This window comes from Pseudooceanicola sediminis (genome assembly GCF_003575965.1).
In the GTDB taxonomy this organism is placed as follows: Bacteria; Pseudomonadota; Alphaproteobacteria; order Rhodobacterales; family Rhodobacteraceae; genus Pseudooceanicola; species Pseudooceanicola sediminis.
The window spans coordinates 269,354-289,475 of the sequence record NZ_QWJJ01000003.1; the positions used below are offsets into that span (position 1 = coordinate 269,354).

General features: G+C 64.8%; 19 protein-coding genes. 13 read left to right on the top strand and 6 right to left on the bottom strand.

The genetic code is table 11. The features are described from left to right. Positions 1 to 227: 227 nt before the first annotated feature. Positions 228 to 1,649 (bottom strand): metalloprotease TldD, encoded by a 1,422-nt coding sequence (tldD, locus tag DL237_RS04900; protein ID WP_119397906.1) that lies wholly within the window; start codon positions 1,647 to 1,649, stop codon positions 228 to 230. A gap of 239 nt (positions 1,650 to 1,888) precedes the next feature. Here tldD and coxB point away from each other — a divergent pair, with 239 nt between their 5' ends. The 10 genes from coxB to DL237_RS04950 all read left to right on the top strand — a co-directional run bounded on the left by coxB (position 1,889) and on the right by DL237_RS04950 (position 10,376). Continuing rightward, on the top strand, positions 1,889 to 2,734 hold the full coding sequence (gene coxB, locus DL237_RS04905; protein WP_119397907.1) for a cytochrome c oxidase subunit II: 846 nt from the start codon (positions 1,889 to 1,891) through the stop codon (positions 2,732 to 2,734). A 98-nt stretch (positions 2,735 to 2,832) separates the two neighbouring features. Then, a complete protein-coding gene (gene cyoE / locus DL237_RS04910; RefSeq protein WP_119397908.1) occupies positions 2,833 to 3,783 on the top strand; it encodes a heme o synthase in 951 nt (316 codons plus the stop codon). A 1-nt stretch (position 3,784) separates the two neighbouring features. Then, the gene (locus DL237_RS04915; protein ID WP_119397909.1) at positions 3,785 to 3,982 is read left to right on the top strand and encodes a cytochrome C oxidase assembly protein; all 198 of its coding nucleotides are present in this window, start codon (positions 3,785 to 3,787) and stop codon (positions 3,980 to 3,982) included. A gap of 3 nt (positions 3,983 to 3,985) precedes the next feature. After that, complete coding sequence (locus DL237_RS04920) at positions 3,986 to 4,573, top strand: cytochrome c oxidase assembly protein (RefSeq protein ID WP_119397910.1); 588 nt, start codon at positions 3,986 to 3,988, stop codon at positions 4,571 to 4,573. A gap of 24 nt (positions 4,574 to 4,597) precedes the next feature. Then, positions 4,598 to 5,398, top strand: a complete 801-nt coding sequence (locus DL237_RS04925) for a cytochrome c oxidase subunit 3 (protein ID WP_119397911.1) — start codon at positions 4,598 to 4,600, stop codon at positions 5,396 to 5,398. A gap of 111 nt (positions 5,399 to 5,509) precedes the next feature. Beyond that, the gene (locus DL237_RS04930; RefSeq protein ID WP_119397912.1) at positions 5,510 to 6,196 is read left to right on the top strand and encodes an SURF1 family protein; all 687 of its coding nucleotides are present in this window, start codon (positions 5,510 to 5,512) and stop codon (positions 6,194 to 6,196) included. Next, complete coding sequence (thrC, locus tag DL237_RS04935) at positions 6,193 to 7,581, top strand: threonine synthase (protein WP_119397913.1); 1,389 nt, start codon at positions 6,193 to 6,195, stop codon at positions 7,579 to 7,581. Before DL237_RS04930 ends, thrC begins: the two co-directional genes overlap by 4 nt. After that, positions 7,578 to 8,840 carry a M16 family metallopeptidase gene (locus DL237_RS04940; protein WP_119397914.1) on the top strand — a complete coding sequence of 421 codons (1,263 nt, stop codon included), beginning with the start codon at positions 7,578 to 7,580 and terminating at the stop codon, positions 8,838 to 8,840. Before thrC ends, DL237_RS04940 begins: the two co-directional genes overlap by 4 nt. A 10-nt stretch (positions 8,841 to 8,850) precedes the next feature. Next, positions 8,851 to 9,435, top strand: coding sequence for a GNAT family N-acetyltransferase (locus tag DL237_RS04945; protein WP_119397915.1), 585 nt, complete (start codon positions 8,851 to 8,853; stop codon positions 9,433 to 9,435). Between the two features lie 116 nt (positions 9,436 to 9,551). Further along, entirely contained in the window at positions 9,552 to 10,376 is an 825-nt protein-coding gene (locus tag DL237_RS04950) for an MBL fold metallo-hydrolase (protein WP_119397916.1), read from the top strand. 92 nt (positions 10,377 to 10,468) lie between these two features. On the opposite strand, the gene DL237_RS04955 is transcribed toward DL237_RS04950, so the two are convergent. Both DL237_RS04955 and DL237_RS04960 read right to left on the bottom strand, forming a co-directional pair. Beyond that, entirely contained in the window at positions 10,469 to 11,233 is a 765-nt protein-coding gene (locus tag DL237_RS04955) for an EcsC family protein (protein WP_119397917.1), read from the bottom strand. A gap of 131 nt (positions 11,234 to 11,364) precedes the next feature. Next, entirely contained in the window at positions 11,365 to 11,850 is a 486-nt protein-coding gene (locus tag DL237_RS04960; RefSeq protein ID WP_119397918.1) for a GNAT family N-acetyltransferase, read from the bottom strand. 76 nt (positions 11,851 to 11,926) lie between these two features. On the opposite strand from DL237_RS04960, the gene DL237_RS04965 reads away from it, so the two are divergent. Continuing rightward, positions 11,927 to 12,535: a flavin reductase family protein gene (locus DL237_RS04965; RefSeq protein WP_119397919.1), complete on the top strand. Its 609-nt coding sequence runs from the start codon at positions 11,927 to 11,929 to the stop codon at positions 12,533 to 12,535. 127 nt (positions 12,536 to 12,662) lie between these two features. On the opposite strand, the gene DL237_RS04970 is transcribed toward DL237_RS04965, so the two are convergent. Next, positions 12,663 to 14,294: a SulP family inorganic anion transporter gene (locus DL237_RS04970; protein WP_119397920.1), complete on the bottom strand. Its 1,632-nt coding sequence runs from the start codon at positions 14,292 to 14,294 to the stop codon at positions 12,663 to 12,665. Positions 14,295 to 14,589: 295 nt separating this feature from the next. Here DL237_RS04970 and DL237_RS04975 point away from each other — a divergent pair, with 295 nt between their 5' ends. Beyond that, positions 14,590 to 15,459, top strand: coding sequence for an S-methyl-5'-thioadenosine phosphorylase (locus DL237_RS04975; RefSeq protein WP_119397921.1), 870 nt, complete (start codon positions 14,590 to 14,592; stop codon positions 15,457 to 15,459). Between the two features lie 67 nt (positions 15,460 to 15,526). Further along, positions 15,527 to 16,057, top strand: a complete 531-nt coding sequence (locus tag DL237_RS04980; protein ID WP_199671982.1) for an adenine phosphoribosyltransferase — start codon at positions 15,527 to 15,529, stop codon at positions 16,055 to 16,057. Positions 16,058 to 16,216: 159 nt separating this feature from the next. On the opposite strand, the gene DL237_RS04985 is transcribed toward DL237_RS04980, so the two are convergent. After that, positions 16,217 to 17,629, bottom strand: a complete 1,413-nt coding sequence (locus DL237_RS04985; protein WP_119397922.1) for an FAD-binding oxidoreductase — start codon at positions 17,627 to 17,629, stop codon at positions 16,217 to 16,219. A 31-nt stretch (positions 17,630 to 17,660) separates the two neighbouring features. Further along, positions 17,661 to 19,922: a phosphoenolpyruvate--protein phosphotransferase gene (gene ptsP / locus DL237_RS04990; protein WP_119397983.1), complete on the bottom strand. Its 2,262-nt coding sequence runs from the start codon at positions 19,920 to 19,922 to the stop codon at positions 17,661 to 17,663. Between the last annotated feature and the right edge of the window lie 200 nt (positions 19,923 to 20,122).

A 20,122-nucleotide genomic window follows, 5' to 3' on the forward strand; every position in this document is an offset into this window, starting at 1 on the left:
CGGGTGGTTAATTAACGGTAAAGAGGTCTCGGTGCCGGGCGTCTGCGATCAGCGGTTTGGCGCTGAAAGCAACGTCGGTGCCTACGTCGGTATCTTGGCGGTATCCGAGCGGTGCGATCTGGCGTGCCCGTCTTTTGATCGAATCGCCCTGCGCAGGCCACGGCAGACATGAAAAGGCCGCGCCCCAAGCGGGGCGCGGCGATATCGTTAGCAACAAGATCGGCGGGTCAGGTGCCGGAGCCGCCGACGGTCAGCCCGCCGATCAGGACAGTGGGTTGACCGACGCCCACCGGCACCCACTGGCCCGCCTTGCCGCAATTGCCCATGCCGGGGTCGAGGGCGAGGTCGTTGCCGAGGGCGCGGATACGTTTCATCGCGGCAGGACCATCCCCGATCAGCGTCGCGCCCTTGACCGGCGCGACGCGCTTGCCGTCTTTCACCAGGTAGGCCTCGGTGCAGGAAAAGACGAACTTGCCATTGGTGATGTCGACCTGACCGCCGCCAAAGCCGACGGCGTGGATGCCGTCCTTCATGTCCGCAACGATGTCGTCGGGGGCGCTGTCACCGCCGAGCATGTAGGTGTTGGTCATGCGCGGCATCGGCGCGTGGGCATAGCTTTCGCGGCGACCGTTGCCGGTGGGTTCGACCCCCATCAGGCGGGCATTCTGGCGGTCCTGCATATAGCCGACGAGGATGCCGTCCTCGATCAACACGTTCTTGCCGGAGGGCGTCCCTTCGTCGTCGATGGTGATGGAGCCGCGACGGTCGGGAATGGTGCCGTCATCCAGAACGGTGACGCCGCGCGCCGCGACCTGCTGTCCGATCAGCCCGGAGAAGGCCGAGGAGCCCTTGCGGTTGAAGTCGCCCTCAAGCCCGTGACCGACGGCTTCGTGCAGCATGACGCCGGGCCAGCCTGGCCCGAGCAGCACATCCATGATGCCGGCGGGGGCGGGGATTGCCTCAAGGTTCACGAGGGCAACGCGCAGGGCTTCGCGTGCCTTGGCCTGCCAGTCAGCGGGGTCGAGCAGCCCGTCGAGACCGATGCGCCCGCCCCCCCCGGCGGTGCCGGTCTGGCGCTGGCCCTTGTCCTCGACGATAACCGAGACGTTGACGCGGGTCATCGGGCGCATGTCGCGCACGATATGCCCCTCGGGGCGCAGGATCTCGATCTCCTGGCAGGAGGCGGCGACCGTGGCGCTGACCTGCACGACACGGGGGTCGAGGTCGCGGCAGAAGGCGTCGATCTCGCGCAGGGTATCGACCTTGACCGGAAAGGCGTGGCCCGCGATGGGGTCAAGTTCGGCATAGAGCCTGGCATTGGTGGCGCGCGGGGCGGGGGCCATGGTGCCGCCGCCATCGGCCACGGCAAGACGCGCGGTGGCGACGGCGCGACGCAGGGCGCTTTCCGAGATTTCCGTTGCGTGCGCATAGCCTGCAACCTCGCCGCGCACGGCGCGCAGGCCGAATCCCTCGGCCGCGTCGTAGGAGGCCGTACGGATCCGACCGTCATCAAAATGCAACATCTCGGATCGGCGACGTTCCATGAAAAGCTCGCCATCGTCGGCACCGGCGACGGCGTCGCGCAGCAGCGACAGGGCTGCGCCCTCATCCAGCATTGTCTCGAAGGGGCGGAACAGGGTATCTGTCATTGGGGGACGGCCTTTTGTGACGTAGAGTGGCAACGGGGGCCTGAATGACAGGGACGGGACGGGAATTCTTGATCTAAATCAAAAAAGCGTCCCTTTGCCGCGCAGGCGATTGTTGTCGTAGGCGTTAGAATATGGTTTTAAGCATCGACAAACAACGGGAGCGGGCCGGAGTTCCGGCGATTTCCCGAAAGACACGAACGACACGCACCAAGAACTGCACCAACCGATCAGGGTGACCAATGCGATTTTTGAAACCTTCTCTGGCCCTTCTGGCCGCATTCCCAGCCCTTCCCGCCATGGCGCAGGAGCTTGAACGCGTGGGCAAGCCGCACCTCGGCGGCATCGGCTTTCAGCCGGCATCGTCGTCCGAGGCAGCGGATCTGCAATGGCTCGACGGCATGATCCTGGTGATCATCACGGCCATCGTCATCCTGGTGACGGGGCTGCTGTTGTTCGCCGCGTGGCGCTACAACCGCAAGCGGAACCCGGTTCCGTCGACCTTTACGCACAATTCGCCGCTGGAGATCGCCTGGACGATCGTGCCGATCGTGATCCTGATGTTCATCGGGGCGTTTTCGCTGCCGACGCTGTTCAAGCAGCAGACGATTCCCGACGGCGATATTCATATCAAGGTGACCGGCTACCAGTGGTACTGGGGTTATGAGTACACCGACGCGGACGCCGAAGGCCTGGCCTACGAGGGCTTCAAGCTGGAGAAAGAGCAACTGGCGGAGTACGGCTATGAGCCGGACGAATACCTGCTGGCGACCGATACTGCCGTGATCGTGCCGGTCGGCAAGACCGTGGTCATGACCATCACGGGCGCCGACGTCATCCACTCCTGGACCATCCCGGCCTTCGGGGTGAAGCAGGACGCCGTGCCGGGCCGCCTCGCTCAGCTGTGGTTCAACGCGGATCGCGAGGGTCTGTATTTCGGCCAGTGCTCCGAGCTGTGCGGCAAGGACCACGCCTATATGCCGATCACGGTCAAGGTCGTCAGCCAGCAGACCTATGATGCCTGGCTTGCGGCCAGCACCGACGCCGGGCAGTTCGTGCCCCTGGCCCAGGTTGCCCCCGCGACCTGAGATACCGCGCGCAGCGCCCCGGACCTGGGGCGCCCTGGCGTGAGCCGATCCGGTCCCGGTATCATCCGGGGCCGTGACGTTCGAAAGAGACCTGAGACATGACCGACGTAAGCCTCAACCCGCAAGCCGACGCAGGCGATGCCGCATACGAATCCCAGTTCGGGGATTACATCGCGCTGCTGAAGCCGCGCGTGATGTCGCTGGTGGTGTTCACGGCCTTTGTCGGGCTGGTGGCGGCACCGGTGCCGGTGCATCCGTTCATCGCGTTCTGCGCCGTCCTGTTCATCGCGGTTGGCGGTGGTGCCTCCGGGGCGCTGAACATGTGGTACGATTCGGACATCGACGCGGTGATGAAGCGCACGGTCGGTCGCCCCATCCCATCGGGGCGGGTCGGGCGCGACGAGGCGCTGGCCCTCGGATTGACGCTGTCGGGCTTTTCCTGCGTCATGCTGGCGCTGGCGGCCAACATCTTTGCCGGGCTTTTCCTGGCCTTCACGATCTTTTTCTATGCCGTCGTCTATACGATGTGGCTGAAACGCTGGACGCCGCAGAACATCGTCATCGGTGGCGCCGCCGGGGCATTCCCCCCGATGATCGGCTGGGCCGTGGCGACGGGCGGAGTAAGCATCGAATCGGTTCTGATGTTCCTGCTGGTCTTCATGTGGACGCCGCCCCATTTCTGGGCGCTGGCACTGTTCATGAAGGAAGATTACCGCGACGCGGGCGTGCCGATGCTGACCGTGACGCATGGACGCAAATCCACCCGCAAGCATATCCTGGCCTATACCGTGCTGCTGGCGCCGATCGCGCTGTTCACTGGCGTCACCTCGATCGGCGGGCCGATCTACATGGCGGTGGCCGTGGTGCTGAACGGGCTGTTCCTGAAAGGTGCGTTCCAGATCTGGCGCCGGGACGAGGCGGCGGCAGAGGCCGACGCCTACAAGGTCGAGCGGAGTTTCTTCAAGCTGTCGCTCTATTACACCGCGCTGCACTTTGCCGCGATTCTGGCAGAGGCGTTGCTGAAACCCTACGAGCTGGGAGGCTGGTAAGATGCCGCTGGCACATGAACATGATCTGCACCGTCGCCGCCTGTCGCGCAACCTGGGGCTGGGCGGGGTGCTTCTGGCGCTGGTCTTTCTGATTTTCGGCATGACCTTCGTCAAGGTCACGGCGCAAAACGTGCAATTCCCCGAAACCGTGCCGGGGGTGCAAAAGGCAGCGCCCGTGGCCGCGACAAGCGGGAACTGAGCGATGGACGCCAAGACCAAGACCGTGGTGCAGACAGTGGGCGTGGTTGTCGTCATGGCCTCGCTGGCCTGGGCGGCGGTGCCTGCGTACAATTATTTCTGCAAGGTCACTGGGTTCGGCGGCGTCACGCAAGAGGCAGACGCGGGGTCCGACACGGTTCTGGATCAGACGATCAAGGTGCGCTTTGACGCCTCGACCGACAGCAAGATGCCCTGGTCGTTCAAGCCCGTGCAGCGCGAGATGGAGTTGCGCATCGGGGAAACCGGCCTGGCCTTTTTCGAGGCGCACAATCCGACAGACCGCGTTATCGCGGGCACCGCCTCCTACAATGTCACGCCCTACGAGGCGGGTGGGTTTTTCACCAAGATCCAGTGTTTCTGCTTTAATGAGCAGGTCCTGCAACCTGGCGAGACGGTGGAAATGCCCGTCACGTTCTACGTGGACCCCGCCATCGTCGACGATCGCGATGCGAAATACGTCCACACGATCACGCTGGGATATACATTCTACGAAACCGATTTGCCCGAAGGCTATGCGGCCGAAGAACAGGCCGCACTGAAGGCAGAGCAAGGCTCAACCGATCTGAACTAACGGCCTCAGGCGAGGGAAAACGAGATGGCACACGAAAAGAACCACGACTACCATATCCTGACACCGTCGATTTACCCGTTCATCGGGTCGGTCGGGGCGTTCATCATGCTTTACGGCGCGGTGCTGTGGATGCACGACTCCGGCCCGTGGATGTTCCTGCTGGGGCTGATCGCGGTGCTCTACACCATGTTTGGCTGGTGGCGCGAAACGGTGCTGGAGAACAAGGCGGGCGATCACACGCCGGTGGTGCGGATCGGCCTGCGCTATGGCTTCATCCTGTTCATCATGTCCGAGGTCATGTTCTTTTCGGCATGGTTCTGGACCTTCTTCAAGCATGCGATCTATCCGATGGGCCCGGAAAGCCCGGCGGTGGATGGTGTCTGGCCGCCCGTGGGGATCGAGGTGTTCGACCCCTGGCACCTGCCGCTGATCAACACGCTGATCCTGCTGTGTTCGGGGGCCGCTGCGACCTGGGCGCACCATGCCCTGGTGCATGAGGACAACCGCAAGGACATCAAGGCCGGGCTGCTGATCGCGATCCTGCTGGGCGCGCTGTTCACGGTGTTCCAACTGTACGAATACAGCCACGCGGCCTTCGGCTTTGGGGGCAACATCTATGGCGCGACCTTCTTCATGGCGACCGGGTTTCACGGCGTGCACGTCTTTATCGGCACGATCTTCCTGCTGGTTTGCCTGCTGCGGGTCCATGCCGGCCACTTTACCCCGGAGAACCACGTCGGGTTCGAGGCGGCGGCCTGGTACTGGCACTTCGTCGACGTGGTCTGGCTGTTCCTGTTCGCCTCGATCTATATCTGGGGCGCCTGACACCCCGCGTCGCCCCTCCCTCTGGTGGCGGGCGCGGGCGGTGCTATATATATGCAACAAGACAGAGGCGCGGGCATCAACCGCGCCTCTTTCCAATGAAATGGGGGATAGATGCGCGGCAGGTTGATCGGGGTGATCGTCTTTGCGGTGGCTGGATTCGCGGTGCTGGTGGCCCTGGGCACATGGCAGGTGCGGCGCCTTCACTGGAAAGAGGGGGTGCTTGCGCAGATCGAGGGCCGCATCGCGGCCGCGCCCGTGGCGCTGCCAGACGCGCCAGACCCCGAGGCGGACAAGTACCTGGCCGTCGCGCTGAAGGGACAGTTCGCCGGGCCCGTCCTGCGCATCCAGTCGGCGCAGGAGGGGTACGGCGCGGGCTATCACCTAGTTCAGGGCTTTGCGTCGGGTACGCGTCGGGTGATGGTCGATCGCGGGTTCATCCCGCAGGGCGCACCGATCCCCGCCGCGCCGGCAGCTGAGACAGAGATTTCCGGCAACCTGCTGTGGCCCGACGAAAAAGACAGCTTTACCCCCGATCCTGACCTGGCAACCGGTCTGTTCTATGCCCGTGACGTGCCGGAAATGGCGGCTGTCCTGAACACCGAGCCGGTGCTGGTGGTGCGCCGCGACGCGGCAGGGCAGGCGGGGGCGCTGATGTTGGCCCCGGTCGGAACGGACGGAATCCCCAATGATCACAAGGGATATGCGATCACATGGTTCGCGCTGGCCGCCATATGGCTGGTCATGTCGGGTGGTTTGATTTATCGCATGGGCAAACAGGGAAAGGGCGAATTGGCGTGAAGTATATCTCGACAAGGGGGCAGGCCCCCGAACTGACGTTCGAGGATGCAATGCTGACCGGGCTGGCCCGCGACGGCGGTCTGTATGTTCCGGCTGAAATTCCGGTGATGAGCGCGCAGGACATCCGCGCCCTTGGCGGTTTGTCCTACGAGGAATGCGCCTTTCGCATCATGTGGCCCTACCTGGGCGAGACGTTTTCGCAGGATGAGTTCCGCGCCTGCATCGCGCGCGCCTACACGGGCTTCGGGCACGCTGCCCGTGCGCCGTTGGTACAGCTGGAACCGAACCACTTTCTGCTGGAACTGTTCCACGGGCCGACACTGGCCTTCAAGGATTTCGCGATGCAGCTGATCGGTCAGCTGTTCCAGACCGCCCTGCAAAAGAACGGTCGCCGCGTGACCATCGTCGGTGCGACCTCGGGCGATACCGGGTCAGCCGCGATCGACGCCTTTCGCGGCCTTGATAATGTCGACGTGTTCATCCTGTTCCCGCATGGCCGGGTGTCCGAGGTTCAGCGCCGTCAGATGACGACGCCCGCCGACGAAAACGTGCATGCGCTGGCGATGGATGGCGATTTCGACGATTGCCAGGCCCGCGTGAAGGACATGTTCAACCACTTCGATTTCCGCGACGACGTTGGCCTTGCCGGGGTGAACAGCATCAACTGGGCGCGGGTCCTGGCGCAGGTGGTGTATTATTTCACGTCCGCCGTCAGCCTTGGCGCGCCGGATCGCAAGATCAGCTTTACCGTGCCGACCGGCAATTTCGGTGACATCTTTGCCGGGTATATCGCGCGCCGCATGGGCCTGCCGATCGACAAGCTGATCGTGGCGACCAACCAGAACGACATCCTGCACCGTTGCCTGAGCACGGGCGAATACCGCCCCGATGGCGTGACGCCCTCGATCAGCCCGTCGATGGATATCCAGGTCAGCTCGAATTTCGAACGGGCGCTGTTCGATGCCCTCGGGCGCGATGGCGCCGCCGTGTCGCAGCTGATGGCGGAGATGAAGGCGGGCGGGTTCACCGTGCCGCAGGGGGCCTTGCAGCATCTGCAGGAGCTGTTCGCCTCGGGCCGCTGTTCCGAGGACGAAACCCGCGAGACGATCCGCGACATGCTGGGGCTGACCGGCGAACTGCTGTGCCCGCACAGCGCCGTCGCGGTCAAGGTGGCACGCGAGTTGCGCGCGCCCGACGTGCCGATGGTGACGCTGGCAACGGCGCATCCGGCGAAATTTCCCGACGCGGTCGAGGCGGCGAGTGGCCAGCGCCCCGCCCTGCCACCGCGTATGGCCGATCTGTTCGAGCGCGAGGAGCGCGTCACCCGCGTGGCCAACGACCTTGACCAGATCGAAGCGTTGATCCGCGAAAGGAGATCTGCATGAGTGTCGAACTGACCACGCTGAGCAATGGTTTCCGCATTGTGTCCGAGCATATGCCGGGGCTGCAATCTGCCTCCATCGGGATCTGGGTCAGTGCCGGGGGCCGTCACGAGCGCCCCGAACAGAACGGCATTGCACACTTTCTGGAACATATGGCGTTCAAGGGCACGCGCAGCCGCTCGGCCCTCGATATCGCCGAGGTGATCGAAGATGTGGGCGGCTATATCAACGCCTATACCAGCCGCGAAGTCACCGCCTATTACGCCCGCGTCTTGCAGAGCGACGTGCCGCTGGCGCTGGAAGTGATCGCGGATATCCTGCGCGACTCGATCTTTGATCCCAGAGAGATCGAGGTCGAGCGCGGCGTCATCCTGTCCGAGATCGGGCAGGCCCTGGACACCCCGGATGACGTGGTCTTCGACTGGTTGCAGGAACGCGCCTACCCCGAGCAACCGCTGGGACGCACCATCCTGGGCCCGGAGGAGCGGGTGAAGACCTTCTCTCGTGATGATCTTGCCGGCTTCGTGCGCGAACACTATGGCCCCGGCCAGATGATCCTGTCGGCGGCGGGCGCGGTCGATCACGGCCAGATCGTGGAAATGGCCGAGCGGTTGTTCGGCGACATGACGGCCCACGGCCAGCCAGAGCTGATCCGTGCGAATTTCGTCGGCGGAGAGATCCGCAATATCAAGACGCTGGAACAGGCGCATGTCGTCTTCGGCTTTGAGAGCCCGGATTATCGCCACCCCGACGCCTACACGGGCCAGATCTATTCCGCGGCCCTCGGGGGGGGCATGTCGTCTCGCCTGTTCCAGGAGATCCGCGAAAAACGCGGCCTCTGCTACACGGTCTTTGCCCAGGCAGGAGCCTTTGCCGACAGTGGCATGACGACGATCTACGCCGGCACCAGCGGCGACAAGGTGCACGAGCTGACGACGCTGATCCTGGAAGAGATGCACCGCGCCGCCGACGGGTTCAGCGCGGCGGAAATCGCCCGGGCCCGCGCCCAGATGAAGGCCGGTATGCTGATGGGGCTGGAAGGCGCGTCCAGCCGCGCCGAGCGCCTGGCCCGCATGATCGAGATCTGGGGCCGCGTGCCGCCCCTCGAGGAGGTCGTCGAGCGCATCGATTCCGTCACCGCCGAGGATCTGCGCCGCCACGCCGAACAGATGGCCGCCCGTGCGCCGATGGCGCTGGCGCTGTATGGCCCGGTCGCCGAGGCGCCCGATTTCGCGGGGCTGTCGGCCCGCCGCGCCGCATGACGGCAGCGTGATGTTGCGAGGCCGGCGCAGGATCCGGGTCGAGACGGAGCGCATGACGCTCCGCCCGCCCGCACACCCGGACTACCGGCACTGGGTCGAATTGCGCCAGTCCAGCATCGACTTCCTGACACCATGGGAACCGACCTGGGCCGCCGACCACCTGTCACGCCGCAGCTTCACCAACCGGGTCTACTGGGCACAGCGCGCCATCACCGGCGGCACGGCGTTGCCGCTGTTTCTGGAACGTCGCGGAGACGAGGCGCTGCTGGGGGCGATCACGCTGGACAATATCCGCCGTGGCCCCAGCCTGTCCGGCACGCTGGGCTACTGGGTGGCCGAACGCCATGCGAGACAAGGCTACATGCGCGAAGCGATCTCGGCGGTGGTGCACCACGCCTTCCATCGCATGGATCTGAGCCGGATCGAGGCCGCCTGCCTGCCGGAAAACACCCCCTCGCGGCGCCTGCTGGAAAGCTGCGGCTTCAAGTACGAAGGCGTGGCGCAAAGCTATCTGCAAATCAACGGACGCTGGCGGACCCATGTTCTCTATGCCGCGCTGCGCATGGATCGGCGCGGGCGCACCGACGCGGGCTGATATTGGCCGGGCTGACCATTTTCGCGGCAATTGCCGCCTCGGAGCGCGACCTCACGCGGCCGTGATCCCCGGATCCGGTCCGGCCCTGCTACCATGGCCGCCAGGAGGACCCGCCGATGATCCGCATCCTGCTTGCCCTTGCTGTCCTGCACGTCCCGGCTCTCGCCCTCGCGCAGGGCCGTCCCAGCCATTGCATCGCCATCGCGCAGACGGCACCGGGCCTGTCCTACGTCCACCAGGCCAGCTTTCGCGATCCGTTGCCCGATTACACGGTCCGCATCAGCTACCTGACCCATTCGGCGTTCCTGCTGCAAACCCCGGCAGGTGTCTCGGCGGTGACGGATTTCCCCGGCTTCATCGGCACGGCGGATTTCCTCCCGGACGTCGTCACGATGAACCACGCCCATTCCAGCCATTGGACACGGGCGCCGGATCCCGCAATCCCGCATGTCCTGCGCGGTTGGTCCGATACCTTCGGACAGCCGGCGGACCACCACCTCGAACTGGGCGACCTTCTGGTGCGCAACGTCCCCACCGATATCCGCTCCGCGCTCGGCGGCCGCGAAGACAACGGCAACTCGATCTTCATCTTCGAAGTCGAGGGCCTGTGCATCGGTCACCTTGGCCACCTCCACCACGAACCCAACGACGCCCAATATGCCGCCATCGGGCGGCTCGATGTGCTGATGGTGCCGGTCGACGGGGGCATGACCCTCGACACCCCGACGATGGTGCGCGTGGTCGAGCGGCTGAAAAGCAGTATCGTCCTGCCGATGCACTGGTTCAACGGATCCAGCCTGAACTGGTTTCTTGAGGAAACCTCGGACAGTTTCGCGATCGAACGCCGCGACACCAACGAACTCATGATCTCCCTGCGCAGCCTGCCTTCCAGGCCGACGATCATCGTCCTGCAACCCCGGACCCTGCGCGACCCGGGCTGATCGCCGGCCACGCGCCTCCCTGTCATCTGGCCGGAAATACCCCGGGGGAATTGAGGCCGTCAGGCCTCAAGGGGGCAGCGCCCCGCCGGCACTCACACCTTTCGGATCGGCTTCTTCGTCACCTCGGCGCGCAGCGCCTCCAGCAGGTCCTCCTGGGCCACGTCTGCCTCTATCGCCAGCCGACGCATCCCGAAATGCACCTGCGCCATCTGTTGGTAATAGCTGGTGTAGGCATAGTTCGTCGCCGCCCCCGCCGCGGCCCCCAGCAGCGGCACGGTCTGCGCCGCAAGCTTCTGTCCCATCACGGTGGCCAGGCGGGGCGCCACGCGTGCAATCAACCCGTGCACCGTGGCCCCGGTCAGCGTCATGCGGCTGGCGAGAAACCCCATGTCGGCGCCGTCGTCGTGCCCCAGCGGCCCGGCCGAGGCAAAGACCTGGATGGAATCGAACTGCACATTCCGCTCGGCGGGGTCAAAGCCGTGTTCGGCCGCCACCCCCTGGATCGTGCGCAGCAGCAATGTCGTGGTTACCGGCAGCTCCGCCAGCGCCGTTGGCAAGCCGCCCACGCCTCCGGCCGCCCCCAGCCCGGTCGTCACCGCCAGGTTCAGCCAGCCGGGTTGATCCTTCACCAACCCGCGCGAGCTTTCCGCGGCGCGGATCGCGGTGTCGAGCGCCAGCTCGGTCGCCCCGTCCAGGCGGTTGCGCACGGCTTCGGGCAGGCGGTTCAGCAGCCCTTCGGCCTTGCCGCCCAGCAGGGTCAGCACCTGCAGGCCCGGTCCACCTGCGCGCCGGTACCGGCGCGCCAGAACCTCGATCTCGGCGGTGACGTCGGGGGGAAGGGGGGTATCCTTGGGCATGGGTCTCTCCGGTGCGGCCTCCCGTCATAGATGGGGTGGCAGGGGGGCGGGAAAAGGGGATCATTCACGACTGCCGATGCCCCTGGTGGCGACAGTTTCCGCAAAAGCCCGCGTGCTCACAAGGGGCGGGGTCAGATGGCGCGGGTAACTGGCCCTTTGACGCCGGTCCAGGCACCCTCGACCAGCTCCAGCGCCAGGATGCGATCGGGGTTGGTGGGCGGCGGCATGTCCACGCCGCTGAGGCGCGAAAACCCGAAACGGCTGTAATAGGGCGCATCGCCAACCAGCATCACCCGCTGCCAGCCGCTTTCGGTGGCGCTGCGCAGCGAGGCGTTGATCAGCAGCCCGCCCAACCCCTCACCCTGGTGGGTCGGGTGCACCGCAACGGGCCCGAGAAGCAGCGCCTCGTCTCCGCCCACGCGAACCGGCCAATAGCGGATCGCGCCCGCCAGAATTCCCTGCCGATCCCGCGCGACATGGCTGAGGCCCGCTACGGGGGGCACATCATCACGCAACCGATAGGAACTCAGCGCGGTGCGCCCTGGCGCGAAACACAAATCGTACAGCGCCTCGACCTCCCACCAGTCGTCGCTGCTTTCGGGGGTCAGGGTAAACATAAGCCGCCATTCCGCATTTCAGGTGGAAACGCCACTACCACGCGTTTAGACCAGCATCAAACCGAAGGAGGCACAGATGTTCTACAAGCCGGAAGATGGTCACGGACTGCCACATAATCCATTCAAGGCGATTGTCACGCCACGACCGATTGGCTGGATCTCGACGCGCGACAGCGACGGACGGGACAACCTTGCGCCCTATTCCTTTTTCAATGCCATTGCCGATACGCCGCCGCAGGTGATGTTTTCGTCGCTGGCCAGCAAGCCTGACCGTGCAGAGGGCAAGGACAGCGTCTCGAACATCCGCGATAGCGGTGTCTTCTGCGTCAATATCGTGGAATATGCCCTGCGCGACGCGATGAATGCCAGCTCAGCCAGCCTGCCGGCGGGCGAGGACGAATTCGCCGTGGCCGGGCTGGAAAAGGCCGAATGCCAGACCATCGACTGCGCACGCGTGGCCGCGGCCCCGGCGGCGCTGGAATGCCGCATGACGCAGATCATTCCCCTCAAGGGCGATCAGAACATCCTGGTTCTGGGCGAGGTCACCGGCATCTACCTGCGCGACAATTGCCTGGTCGACGGGATTTTCGATATCACGACCTACAACCCTTTGTCGCGTCTGGGATATCGCGATTATACCGCGGTGACCGAGCTCTTTTCGCTGAACCGACCCGGACAGAGCTGACAGGGGCGCCTGATGTGAAAAGGGCCGGTCCGCGTGCTGCGGGCCGGCCCTTTTGCGTTGCGATAGGCGTCTGCGTCATTGACTGGCCTCAGCAGCTGGCCTCAGTGACCCGCGTCAGTGACCCGCGTCAGTGACTGCCCAGGATACCGGTGCGCACATGGTAATCCACGGCCAGCTCGTAATCGGGGTCGTCGTTGCTGTCGACGACGAGGTGCCCGGCCTTTTTCAGCAGGCGGTGGCAGTCCCGGCTGAGGTGACGCAGCTGGATCTTCTTGCCCGCCGCTTCGTACTTGCCCGCGACCGCCTCGATGGCTTGCAGGGCTGACTGGTCGACGACACGGCTCATCTGGAAATCGACGATCACCAGTTCTGGGTCGGTCTCGACCTTGAAAAGCTCGGCAAAGCCGTCGGAGGAGCCGAAGAACAGCGGGCCGTTGATCTGGTAGACCTTGGCGCCCTGATCCGAGACATAGGTGTTGGCGTAGATGCGGCGCGCGTTGTTCCAGGCATAGGCCAGCGCCGAGACGATGACACCGATGACAACCGCAGTGGCAAGATCGGTCATGACGGTGACGACGGTCACCAGCACGATCACGACGGCATCCGTCATCGGTACCTTTGCCAGGATCTTGAACGAATTCCACGCGAAGGTGCCGATCACCACCATGAACATCACCCCGACCAGCGCCGCCAGCGGGATCTGTTCGATCAACGGCGCGGCGAACAGGATGAAGCTGAGCAGGAACAATGCCGCTGCGATCCCGGCGATGCGTGTGCGCCCGCCCGATTTCACGTTGATCATCGACTGCCCGATCATGGCACAGCCACCCATGCCGCCAAAGACGCCGGTCACGACGTTGGCCGTGCCCTGGGCCACGCATTCCTGGCTGGCGCCGCCGCGCTGGCCGGTCATTTCACCCACCAGGTTCAGCGTCAGCAGGGATTCGATCAGTCCGACCATCGCCATGATGATGGAATACGGCAGGATGATCTGAAACGTTTCCCAGGTGAAGGGGACCATGGGAATGTGGAACGCAGGCAGGCCACCGTTGATCGATGCCATGTCACCGACGCGCGGCACATCAAGGCCCAGCACGATGACCAGAATGGCGGTGATGCCGATCCCGGCCAGCGGGGCGGGGATCACCTTGGTCAGCTTGGGCATGCCCCAGACGATGAACATGGTCAGCGCAACAAGACCCAGCATCAATGCCATCGGGCCGCCCGACAGCCATTCGCCACCACCGGCGCCGTGGCCGGCGGCTTCGGTCGTGCCGGGCACCTTGAACTGGCTGAGTTGCGCCAGAAAGATCACGATGGCCAGCCCGTTGACAAAGCCCAGCATCACCGGATGCGGCACCAGGCGGATGAACTTGCCCCACCGCATGAAGCCGACGAAGATCTGGATCAGTCCCATCAACACCACGGCGGCGAACAGGTATTCCGCCCCGTACTGCGTGACAAGCGCCACGATGACCACCGCGATGGCACCCGTCGCACCCGAGATCATGCCCGGACGGCCGCCCAGGATGGCGGTGATCAGCCCGATGATGAAGGCGGCGTACAGCCCGACCAGCGGATTGACCCCGGCCACGAAGGCAAAGGCGACGGCTTCGGGCACCAGGGCCAGTGCGACTGTCAGGCCGGACAGCACCTCGATCCGGATCCGCGCGGCGGACAGACCGGTTTCTGTTGGGGCCAGGCGCAGGTCCGGCATGGCAATACGATTGGCAAAGGCCGCGAAGATGGCTTTGGGCATTGGACCCTTCCGAGTGCGAATGTTCAGAGATTTGTGCCGGGCCTAGCCTGTTTACCCCTGTGCGGCAAGCCAATGGGCCATATGCCGGGCAAATCACCAGGGGGCGTGGGATTTTGGCCCGCCAGGCGTTCAGAGCGTCAGCACAGGATTGCAGCGAGGTGCCGGGCGCGTCACACAGGGCAGGACACATCAGGCCCGGACGGACTGGGAACGGACACACTAGGCCCGGACACACTAGACTCGGACACACTAGGCCCGGGCCGGCGGGCGCGAACACGGCGAACAAGGGGGCATCATGACCGAGATCATGCTGGGCGTAATCGGCGGATCGGGGATCTACGACATAGACGGGCTGGAAGATGCACAGTGGCGCGATGTGCAGACGCCCTGGGGCGCTCCCTCCGACCAGATCCTCACGGGGCGCCTGCACGGCGTCGCGCTGGCCTTTCTGCCGCGGCACGGGCGCGGGCATGTGCATAGTCCGACAGATGTGCCCTACCGCGCCAATATCGATGCGCTCAAGCGGCTGGGCGTGACGCATGTCCTGTCGTTGTCCGCCTGCGGGTCGTTCCGAGACGAGATGGCACCGGGGCATTTCGTCATGGTCGATCAGTATATCGACAGGACCGTGAACCGGGACAAGAGCTTTTTCTCGTCGGGCTGCGTGGCGCATGTGTCGATGGCGCATCCGATCTGCGATGGTCTGTCCCGCGCCGCGGGCGATGCTGCGCGGCAGGCTGGGGTGACGGTGCACGATGGCGGCACCTACCTGGTGATGGAGGGGCCGCAGTTCTCGACCCTGGCCGAAAGCCGCATGTACCGCGAGGCATGGGGATGCGACGTGATCGGCATGACCAACATGCCCGAGGCGAAACTGGCCCGCGAGGCCGAGATGCACTATGCCACCATCGCGATGGTCACCGATTACGACAGCTGGCATCCCGATCACGATGATGTCGACGTGCAGGCGGTGATCGCGGTGTTGCAGGGAAATTCGGCCCATGCCCGCGCGACCGTGGTCAACCTGGTGCGCATGATCGCAGGTGCGGGCTGCGCCACGGGGTGCGCAACGGCGCTGGATTTCGCCATCATGACGGCGCCCGGGCGGCGTGACCCCGTGGTGCTGGGGAAACTCGACGCCGTCGCGGGGCGTGTTCTGGGCTGAGGTGCTTGCCCCGCACGCGTGGTTGCGCCAACAGTGGGGCGCAACACTGCCCCCAAGGGAGACGAGAGTGAAAACCGTCAAGGACTACATCCGCACCATCCCCGATTTCCCGCACGAGGGGATCCTGTTCCGCGATGTGACAACGCTGTTTGCCGACCCGCGCGGCCTGCGCCTGGCGGTGGACCAGATGCTGCATCCCTACGCCGGGCTGCGCATCGACAAGGTCGTCGGCCTTGAGGCGCGCGGCTTTATCCTGGGCGGGGCCATTGCGCATCAGCTTTCCGTCGGCTTCGTGCCGGTGCGCAAGAAGGGCAAGCTGCCGGGGCCGACCCTGGGCGAGAGCTATACGCTTGAGTATGGAGAGGCGGCGGTAGAGATCCACGAAGATGCAATCGCGGGGGGCGAGCGCATTCTGCTGGTCGACGACCTGCTGGCAACCGGCGGGACCGCCGAGGCGGGTATCAAGCTGATCGAGCGTCTGGGCGGCACCATCATGGGATGCGCCTTCATCATCGACCTGCCCGAACTGGGCGGGCGCACACGGCTTGAGGGCATGGGCATGGACGTCCATGCGCTGTGCGAATTCGAGGGGCTGTAAACCCTGTCTTAAGGATGATCGCGCTATCGAAAGAGGGCCAGTCGGGTACCGCTTCTGCTTGCAACGGTTCGACCCCGATCTGCCGACGCGTCCTGCCTTCCCCCCCTTTGGCAGGGCGCGTCATTGCAGCGCGCCCCTGCCGGTCGACCGCCTGCACCGTCAGAGCAGAACGGCACCGGGGTTCAGGATGCCATTGGGATCGAACAGGTCCTTTATGCCGCGCATCAGCTCCAGCTTGACCGGATCACCATAGCGGGCCAGGTCGGCCGCCTTCAGTCGCCCGATGCCATGTTCCGCACTGATCGAGCCGTCATAGGCGGCAACCAGATCGTGGATCATCTTCATCACCGGGGCCTTTTGTGCGGCGTAGTCGGCCTTGCTTTCGCCCTCGGGCGGGAAGACATTATAGTGCATGTTGCCGTCGCCCAGATGGCCAAAGCAGTTCAGCCTGTACGGTCCCATCTCTGCCAGCTTCGCGCGCCCCTCTTCGATGAAGGCCGGCAGGCTGGTGATCGGGATCGAGATATCGTGGCTGGCGATTGCGCCGGTCAGCCGGTTCGCCTCGGGGATGGTTTCGCGCACATTCCACAATTCGGCGGCCTGGGCGGCGTTCTGGGCGACGATCCCGTCGCTGACCAGTCCGGCCTCGAACGCCTGTTCAAAGATCGCCTCCAGCATCGCCTCGGGTTGGCCGCCGCGCGCCAGGCCCAGTTCGGTCAGCACCATCCAGTCGGGGGCGGGGTCGAAGGGCCGGCGGAGGTCGGGCAGCTCGCGCGCCAGAAATTCCAGACCCATGCCCGAGATCAGCTCGAACGCCGAGATGTTTTCGCCCGCACGGTCGCGCGTCATGGCCAGCAGCTCCAGCGCGGCCTGTGGCGAGGGGACGACCATCAGCGCGGTGGCGCGTGCGGCGGGACGCGGAAACAGTTTCAGCGCGGCGGCGGTGATCACGCCCAGCGTTCCCTCGGAGCCGATCATAAGGTTGCGCAGATCGTAGCCGGTGTTGTCCTTGCGCAGCCGGGTCAGGGTGTTCATCACCCGGCCATCGGCCATCACCACCTCAAGCCCCAGACACAGATCGCGGGTATTGCCGTAGCGCAGCACGTTCAGCCCGCCCGCGTTGGTGCCGAGGCTGCCGCCGATCCGGGCCGAGCCCTGGGCCGCAAAGCTGAGGGGGAACAGGCGATCAATCTCCTCGGCGGCCTGGTGCAGGGTCTCGACGATGGCTCCGGCCTCGGCAATCAGCACATTCTCGAAGGCGTCGATATGGCGGATCTTCGTCATCCGTTCCATCGACAGGATCAGGGGCAGGGGGCCGTCCTGCAAGATCTGGCCGCCGACCAGCCCGGTGCCGCCGCCATAGGGCACGACGGCAATGCGCGCGGCATTGGCGGCCTGCATCACGGCGGCGACTTCGGCGGTCGATCCGGGGGCGACGACAACGCCCGCCTTGCCCCGCCAGCTGCCGCGCGGTTCCTCGACATAGGCGGCAGGGTCGCGAAAGGCCGCCTCCGGCAGAAGGTCATGCAGGGTGGCGACGAAACTGTCGTCGACGTCATTCAGGTGGGGCATTCGGCTCTCTTGTCGTCAGGTCGGGGGGATGTCAGCTGCGGCTGTCTGCGGCGGGGGCCGTGCGTAAATATTCCATCACGGCATGGCGGGCTGACTGGTCGCCACGGGCGGCGGCGGCATCGATCACCTGCCGTACCTGTCCCAGATCGACACGCATCAACAGGCTTTTCACCGGTCCGATCGAGGCGGGGCGCATGGACAATGTGCGCAGCCCCATGGCCGCCAGACAAACGGCCTCGACCGGGCGTCCGGCATCCTCTCCGCAGAAGGACAGCGGCGTTCCCGTCTCTTCGCACCGCTCGACGATCTGGCGCAGGAAGGTCAGGAACGAGATGTTCAGGGTGTCGTAGCGCCGCCGCACCCGTTCGTTTTCACGATCCGCGGCAAAGAAGAACTGTTTCAGGTCATTGCCACCGATCGACAGGAACTGCACTTCTTCGAAAAACGATTTCGGTGCAAAGGCCAGGCTCGGCGTTTCCAGCATCGCGCCGATTTCCAGTGTCTCGGGGATCGGATGACCCAGGATATGCTCGCGTTCCAGCGCCTTTTCCATCTCGGCGCGGGCGGCGCGGTATTCTTCGTATTGCGCGACAAAGGGGAACATGACCGTCAACGGGCGCCCCTTGGCGGCGCGCAGCAGGGCCTGCAACTGCATCCGCATCACGCCTGGCTTGTCCAATCCGACGCGGATCGCGCGCCAGCCGAGCGCGGGGTTCGGCTCGTCGTTGGGCTTCATGTAGCTCAGCACCTTGTCCGACCCGATGTCGAGGGTGCGGAACACCACGCGCTTGCCCATGGCATTGTCGAGCACGTGGCTATAGAGCGCCGACAATTCGGAGCGTTTGGGCATCTGGTTGCGGATCAGGAACTGCAATTCGGTTCGGAACAGACCCACGCCATCCGCGCCGGAGCTTTCCAGCGACGGCAGGTCGGCCATCAGCCCGGCGTTCATTTGCAGGGACATCTGCGTTCCGCAGGCAGTGATCGAGGGGGCCTCGCGGATCGAGGCATAGCGCTCCTGCGCCTGGGCCTGCATCGCGATCTTGTCACGAAACGCGCTGACGATCGAATCCTCGGGGCGCAGGTGGGCGATGCCCTGATCGCCGTCGACCATGATGTGATCGCCGTTCAGCGCCTCGGTCGTGATGTTGGTGGCGTGGATCACCAGCGGGATTGCCAGCGCCCGCGCGACAATCGCGGCATGGCTGCCGACCGAACCCTGTTCCAGCACGATGCCGCGCAGCGACCGCCCATAATCCAGCAACTCGGCGGGGCCGATGTTGCGCGCGACCAGGATCGGATCGGCGGGCAGTTCGGCGCCCGTCTGGCTGCCTTGGCCGGTCAGGATGCGCAGCAATCGGTTCGACAGGTCGTCCAGGTCGTGCAGGCGTTCGCGCAGGTATTGATCGGCCACCGTCGCCATGCGGGCCCGGGCGGTGTTCTGTTCCTTTTCGACGGCGGATTCGGCACTCAGACCGCGCGCGATATCTTCCTCCATGCGCCGCATCCAGCCCTTGGAGTTGGCGAACATCCGATAGGCTTCCAGCACCTCGAGCTGTTCGGCGTCGCCATCCGAGGCCCCTTGCAACATGGCATCGACACCCACGCGCAGCTGGTCGACGGCCTCGTGCAGGCGTTCGTTTTCGCGCACAGGATCGTCTGCGATGGGGTTGGTGATGACGACGCGCGGCTCGTGCAGCCAGACGTGCCCCTCGGCCGATCCTTCCTGGCCCGAAGCCCCGCGAAACATCACGGGCTTGGTGTGGCGCGCGGTCAGGGCGGCGCTGTCCCCGATAAAGGCGCCCAATTCGGTCATTTCCGCCAGCACCATCGCGACGACTTCCAGCGCGTAAATCTCGTCGTCGGAATATTTGCGGGCGGTTTTCGACTGAACCACCAGAACGCCCAGTGTTTCGCCCAGCCGCTGGATCGGCACACCGCCAAAGGACGAATAGATCTCCTCGCCCGTCTCGGGCATGTAACGGAAACCGGCCTCTTTCGGGGCGTCGGCCGTGTTGATCTGCTGGCCGGTGCGCGCGACGCGACCGACCAGGCCTTCGCCCAGGCGCATCCGCGTCTGGTGTACGGCTTCCGGCTTCAACCCTTCGGTCGCGCACAGTTCAAGCGTTTCGGCATCGCGGAACAGGTAGACCGAACAGACCTCGGTCTGCATCGAGTCGGCGATCAGGTGGGTGATCCGATCCAGCCGCGCCTGGCCCTGCGCGTGCTCTGCCATGACTTCGCGCAGGCGGCCCAGCATCTTTCGGCTGTCGGTCTGAAAAGCGTCGCTCATCCCGTCGGGTTCCCCTGTCCCCATCTGTTGGCCACCGGTGGCGGCATCATATGACCACCCTGCGCAACGGCTGTGAATAGACCACAGGCCAGCGCGAAGCGAAATGACTATCTGTGCGATCAGGGGCGGGCAGAACCGCGCAGGGGGGATTTTGGCCGAGGCGCGGGTGATGCGCGCGGCCATGCCCTGCGGGGCCGGCT

Coding starts and splice junctions, on each gene's coding strand:
- tldD (WP_119397906.1), bottom strand. CDS start 1,649: ATGACAGATACCCTGTTCCGCCCCTTCGAGACAATGCTGGATGAGGGC.
- coxB (WP_119397907.1), top strand. CDS start 1,889: ATGCGATTTTTGAAACCTTCTCTGGCCCTTCTGGCCGCATTCCCAGCC.
- cyoE (WP_119397908.1), top strand. CDS start 2,833: ATGACCGACGTAAGCCTCAACCCGCAAGCCGACGCAGGCGATGCCGCA.
- DL237_RS04915 (WP_119397909.1), top strand. CDS start 3,785: ATGCCGCTGGCACATGAACATGATCTGCACCGTCGCCGCCTGTCGCGC.
- DL237_RS04920 (WP_119397910.1), top strand. CDS start 3,986: ATGGACGCCAAGACCAAGACCGTGGTGCAGACAGTGGGCGTGGTTGTC.
- DL237_RS04925 (WP_119397911.1), top strand. CDS start 4,598: ATGGCACACGAAAAGAACCACGACTACCATATCCTGACACCGTCGATT.
- DL237_RS04930 (WP_119397912.1), top strand. CDS start 5,510: ATGCGCGGCAGGTTGATCGGGGTGATCGTCTTTGCGGTGGCTGGATTC.
- DL237_RS04940 (WP_119397914.1), top strand. CDS start 7,578: ATGAGTGTCGAACTGACCACGCTGAGCAATGGTTTCCGCATTGTGTCC.
- DL237_RS04945 (WP_119397915.1), top strand. CDS start 8,851: ATGTTGCGAGGCCGGCGCAGGATCCGGGTCGAGACGGAGCGCATGACG.
- DL237_RS04950 (WP_119397916.1), top strand. CDS start 9,552: ATGATCCGCATCCTGCTTGCCCTTGCTGTCCTGCACGTCCCGGCTCTC.
- DL237_RS04955 (WP_119397917.1), bottom strand. CDS start 11,233: ATGCCCAAGGATACCCCCCTTCCCCCCGACGTCACCGCCGAGATCGAG.
- DL237_RS04960 (WP_119397918.1), bottom strand. CDS start 11,850: ATGTTTACCCTGACCCCCGAAAGCAGCGACGACTGGTGGGAGGTCGAG.
- DL237_RS04965 (WP_119397919.1), top strand. CDS start 11,927: ATGTTCTACAAGCCGGAAGATGGTCACGGACTGCCACATAATCCATTC.
- DL237_RS04970 (WP_119397920.1), bottom strand. CDS start 14,294: ATGCCCAAAGCCATCTTCGCGGCCTTTGCCAATCGTATTGCCATGCCG.
- DL237_RS04975 (WP_119397921.1), top strand. CDS start 14,590: ATGACCGAGATCATGCTGGGCGTAATCGGCGGATCGGGGATCTACGAC.
- DL237_RS04985 (WP_119397922.1), bottom strand. CDS start 17,629: ATGCCCCACCTGAATGACGTCGACGACAGTTTCGTCGCCACCCTGCAT.
- ptsP (WP_119397983.1), bottom strand. CDS start 19,922: ATGAGCGACGCTTTTCAGACCGACAGCCGAAAGATGCTGGGCCGCCTG.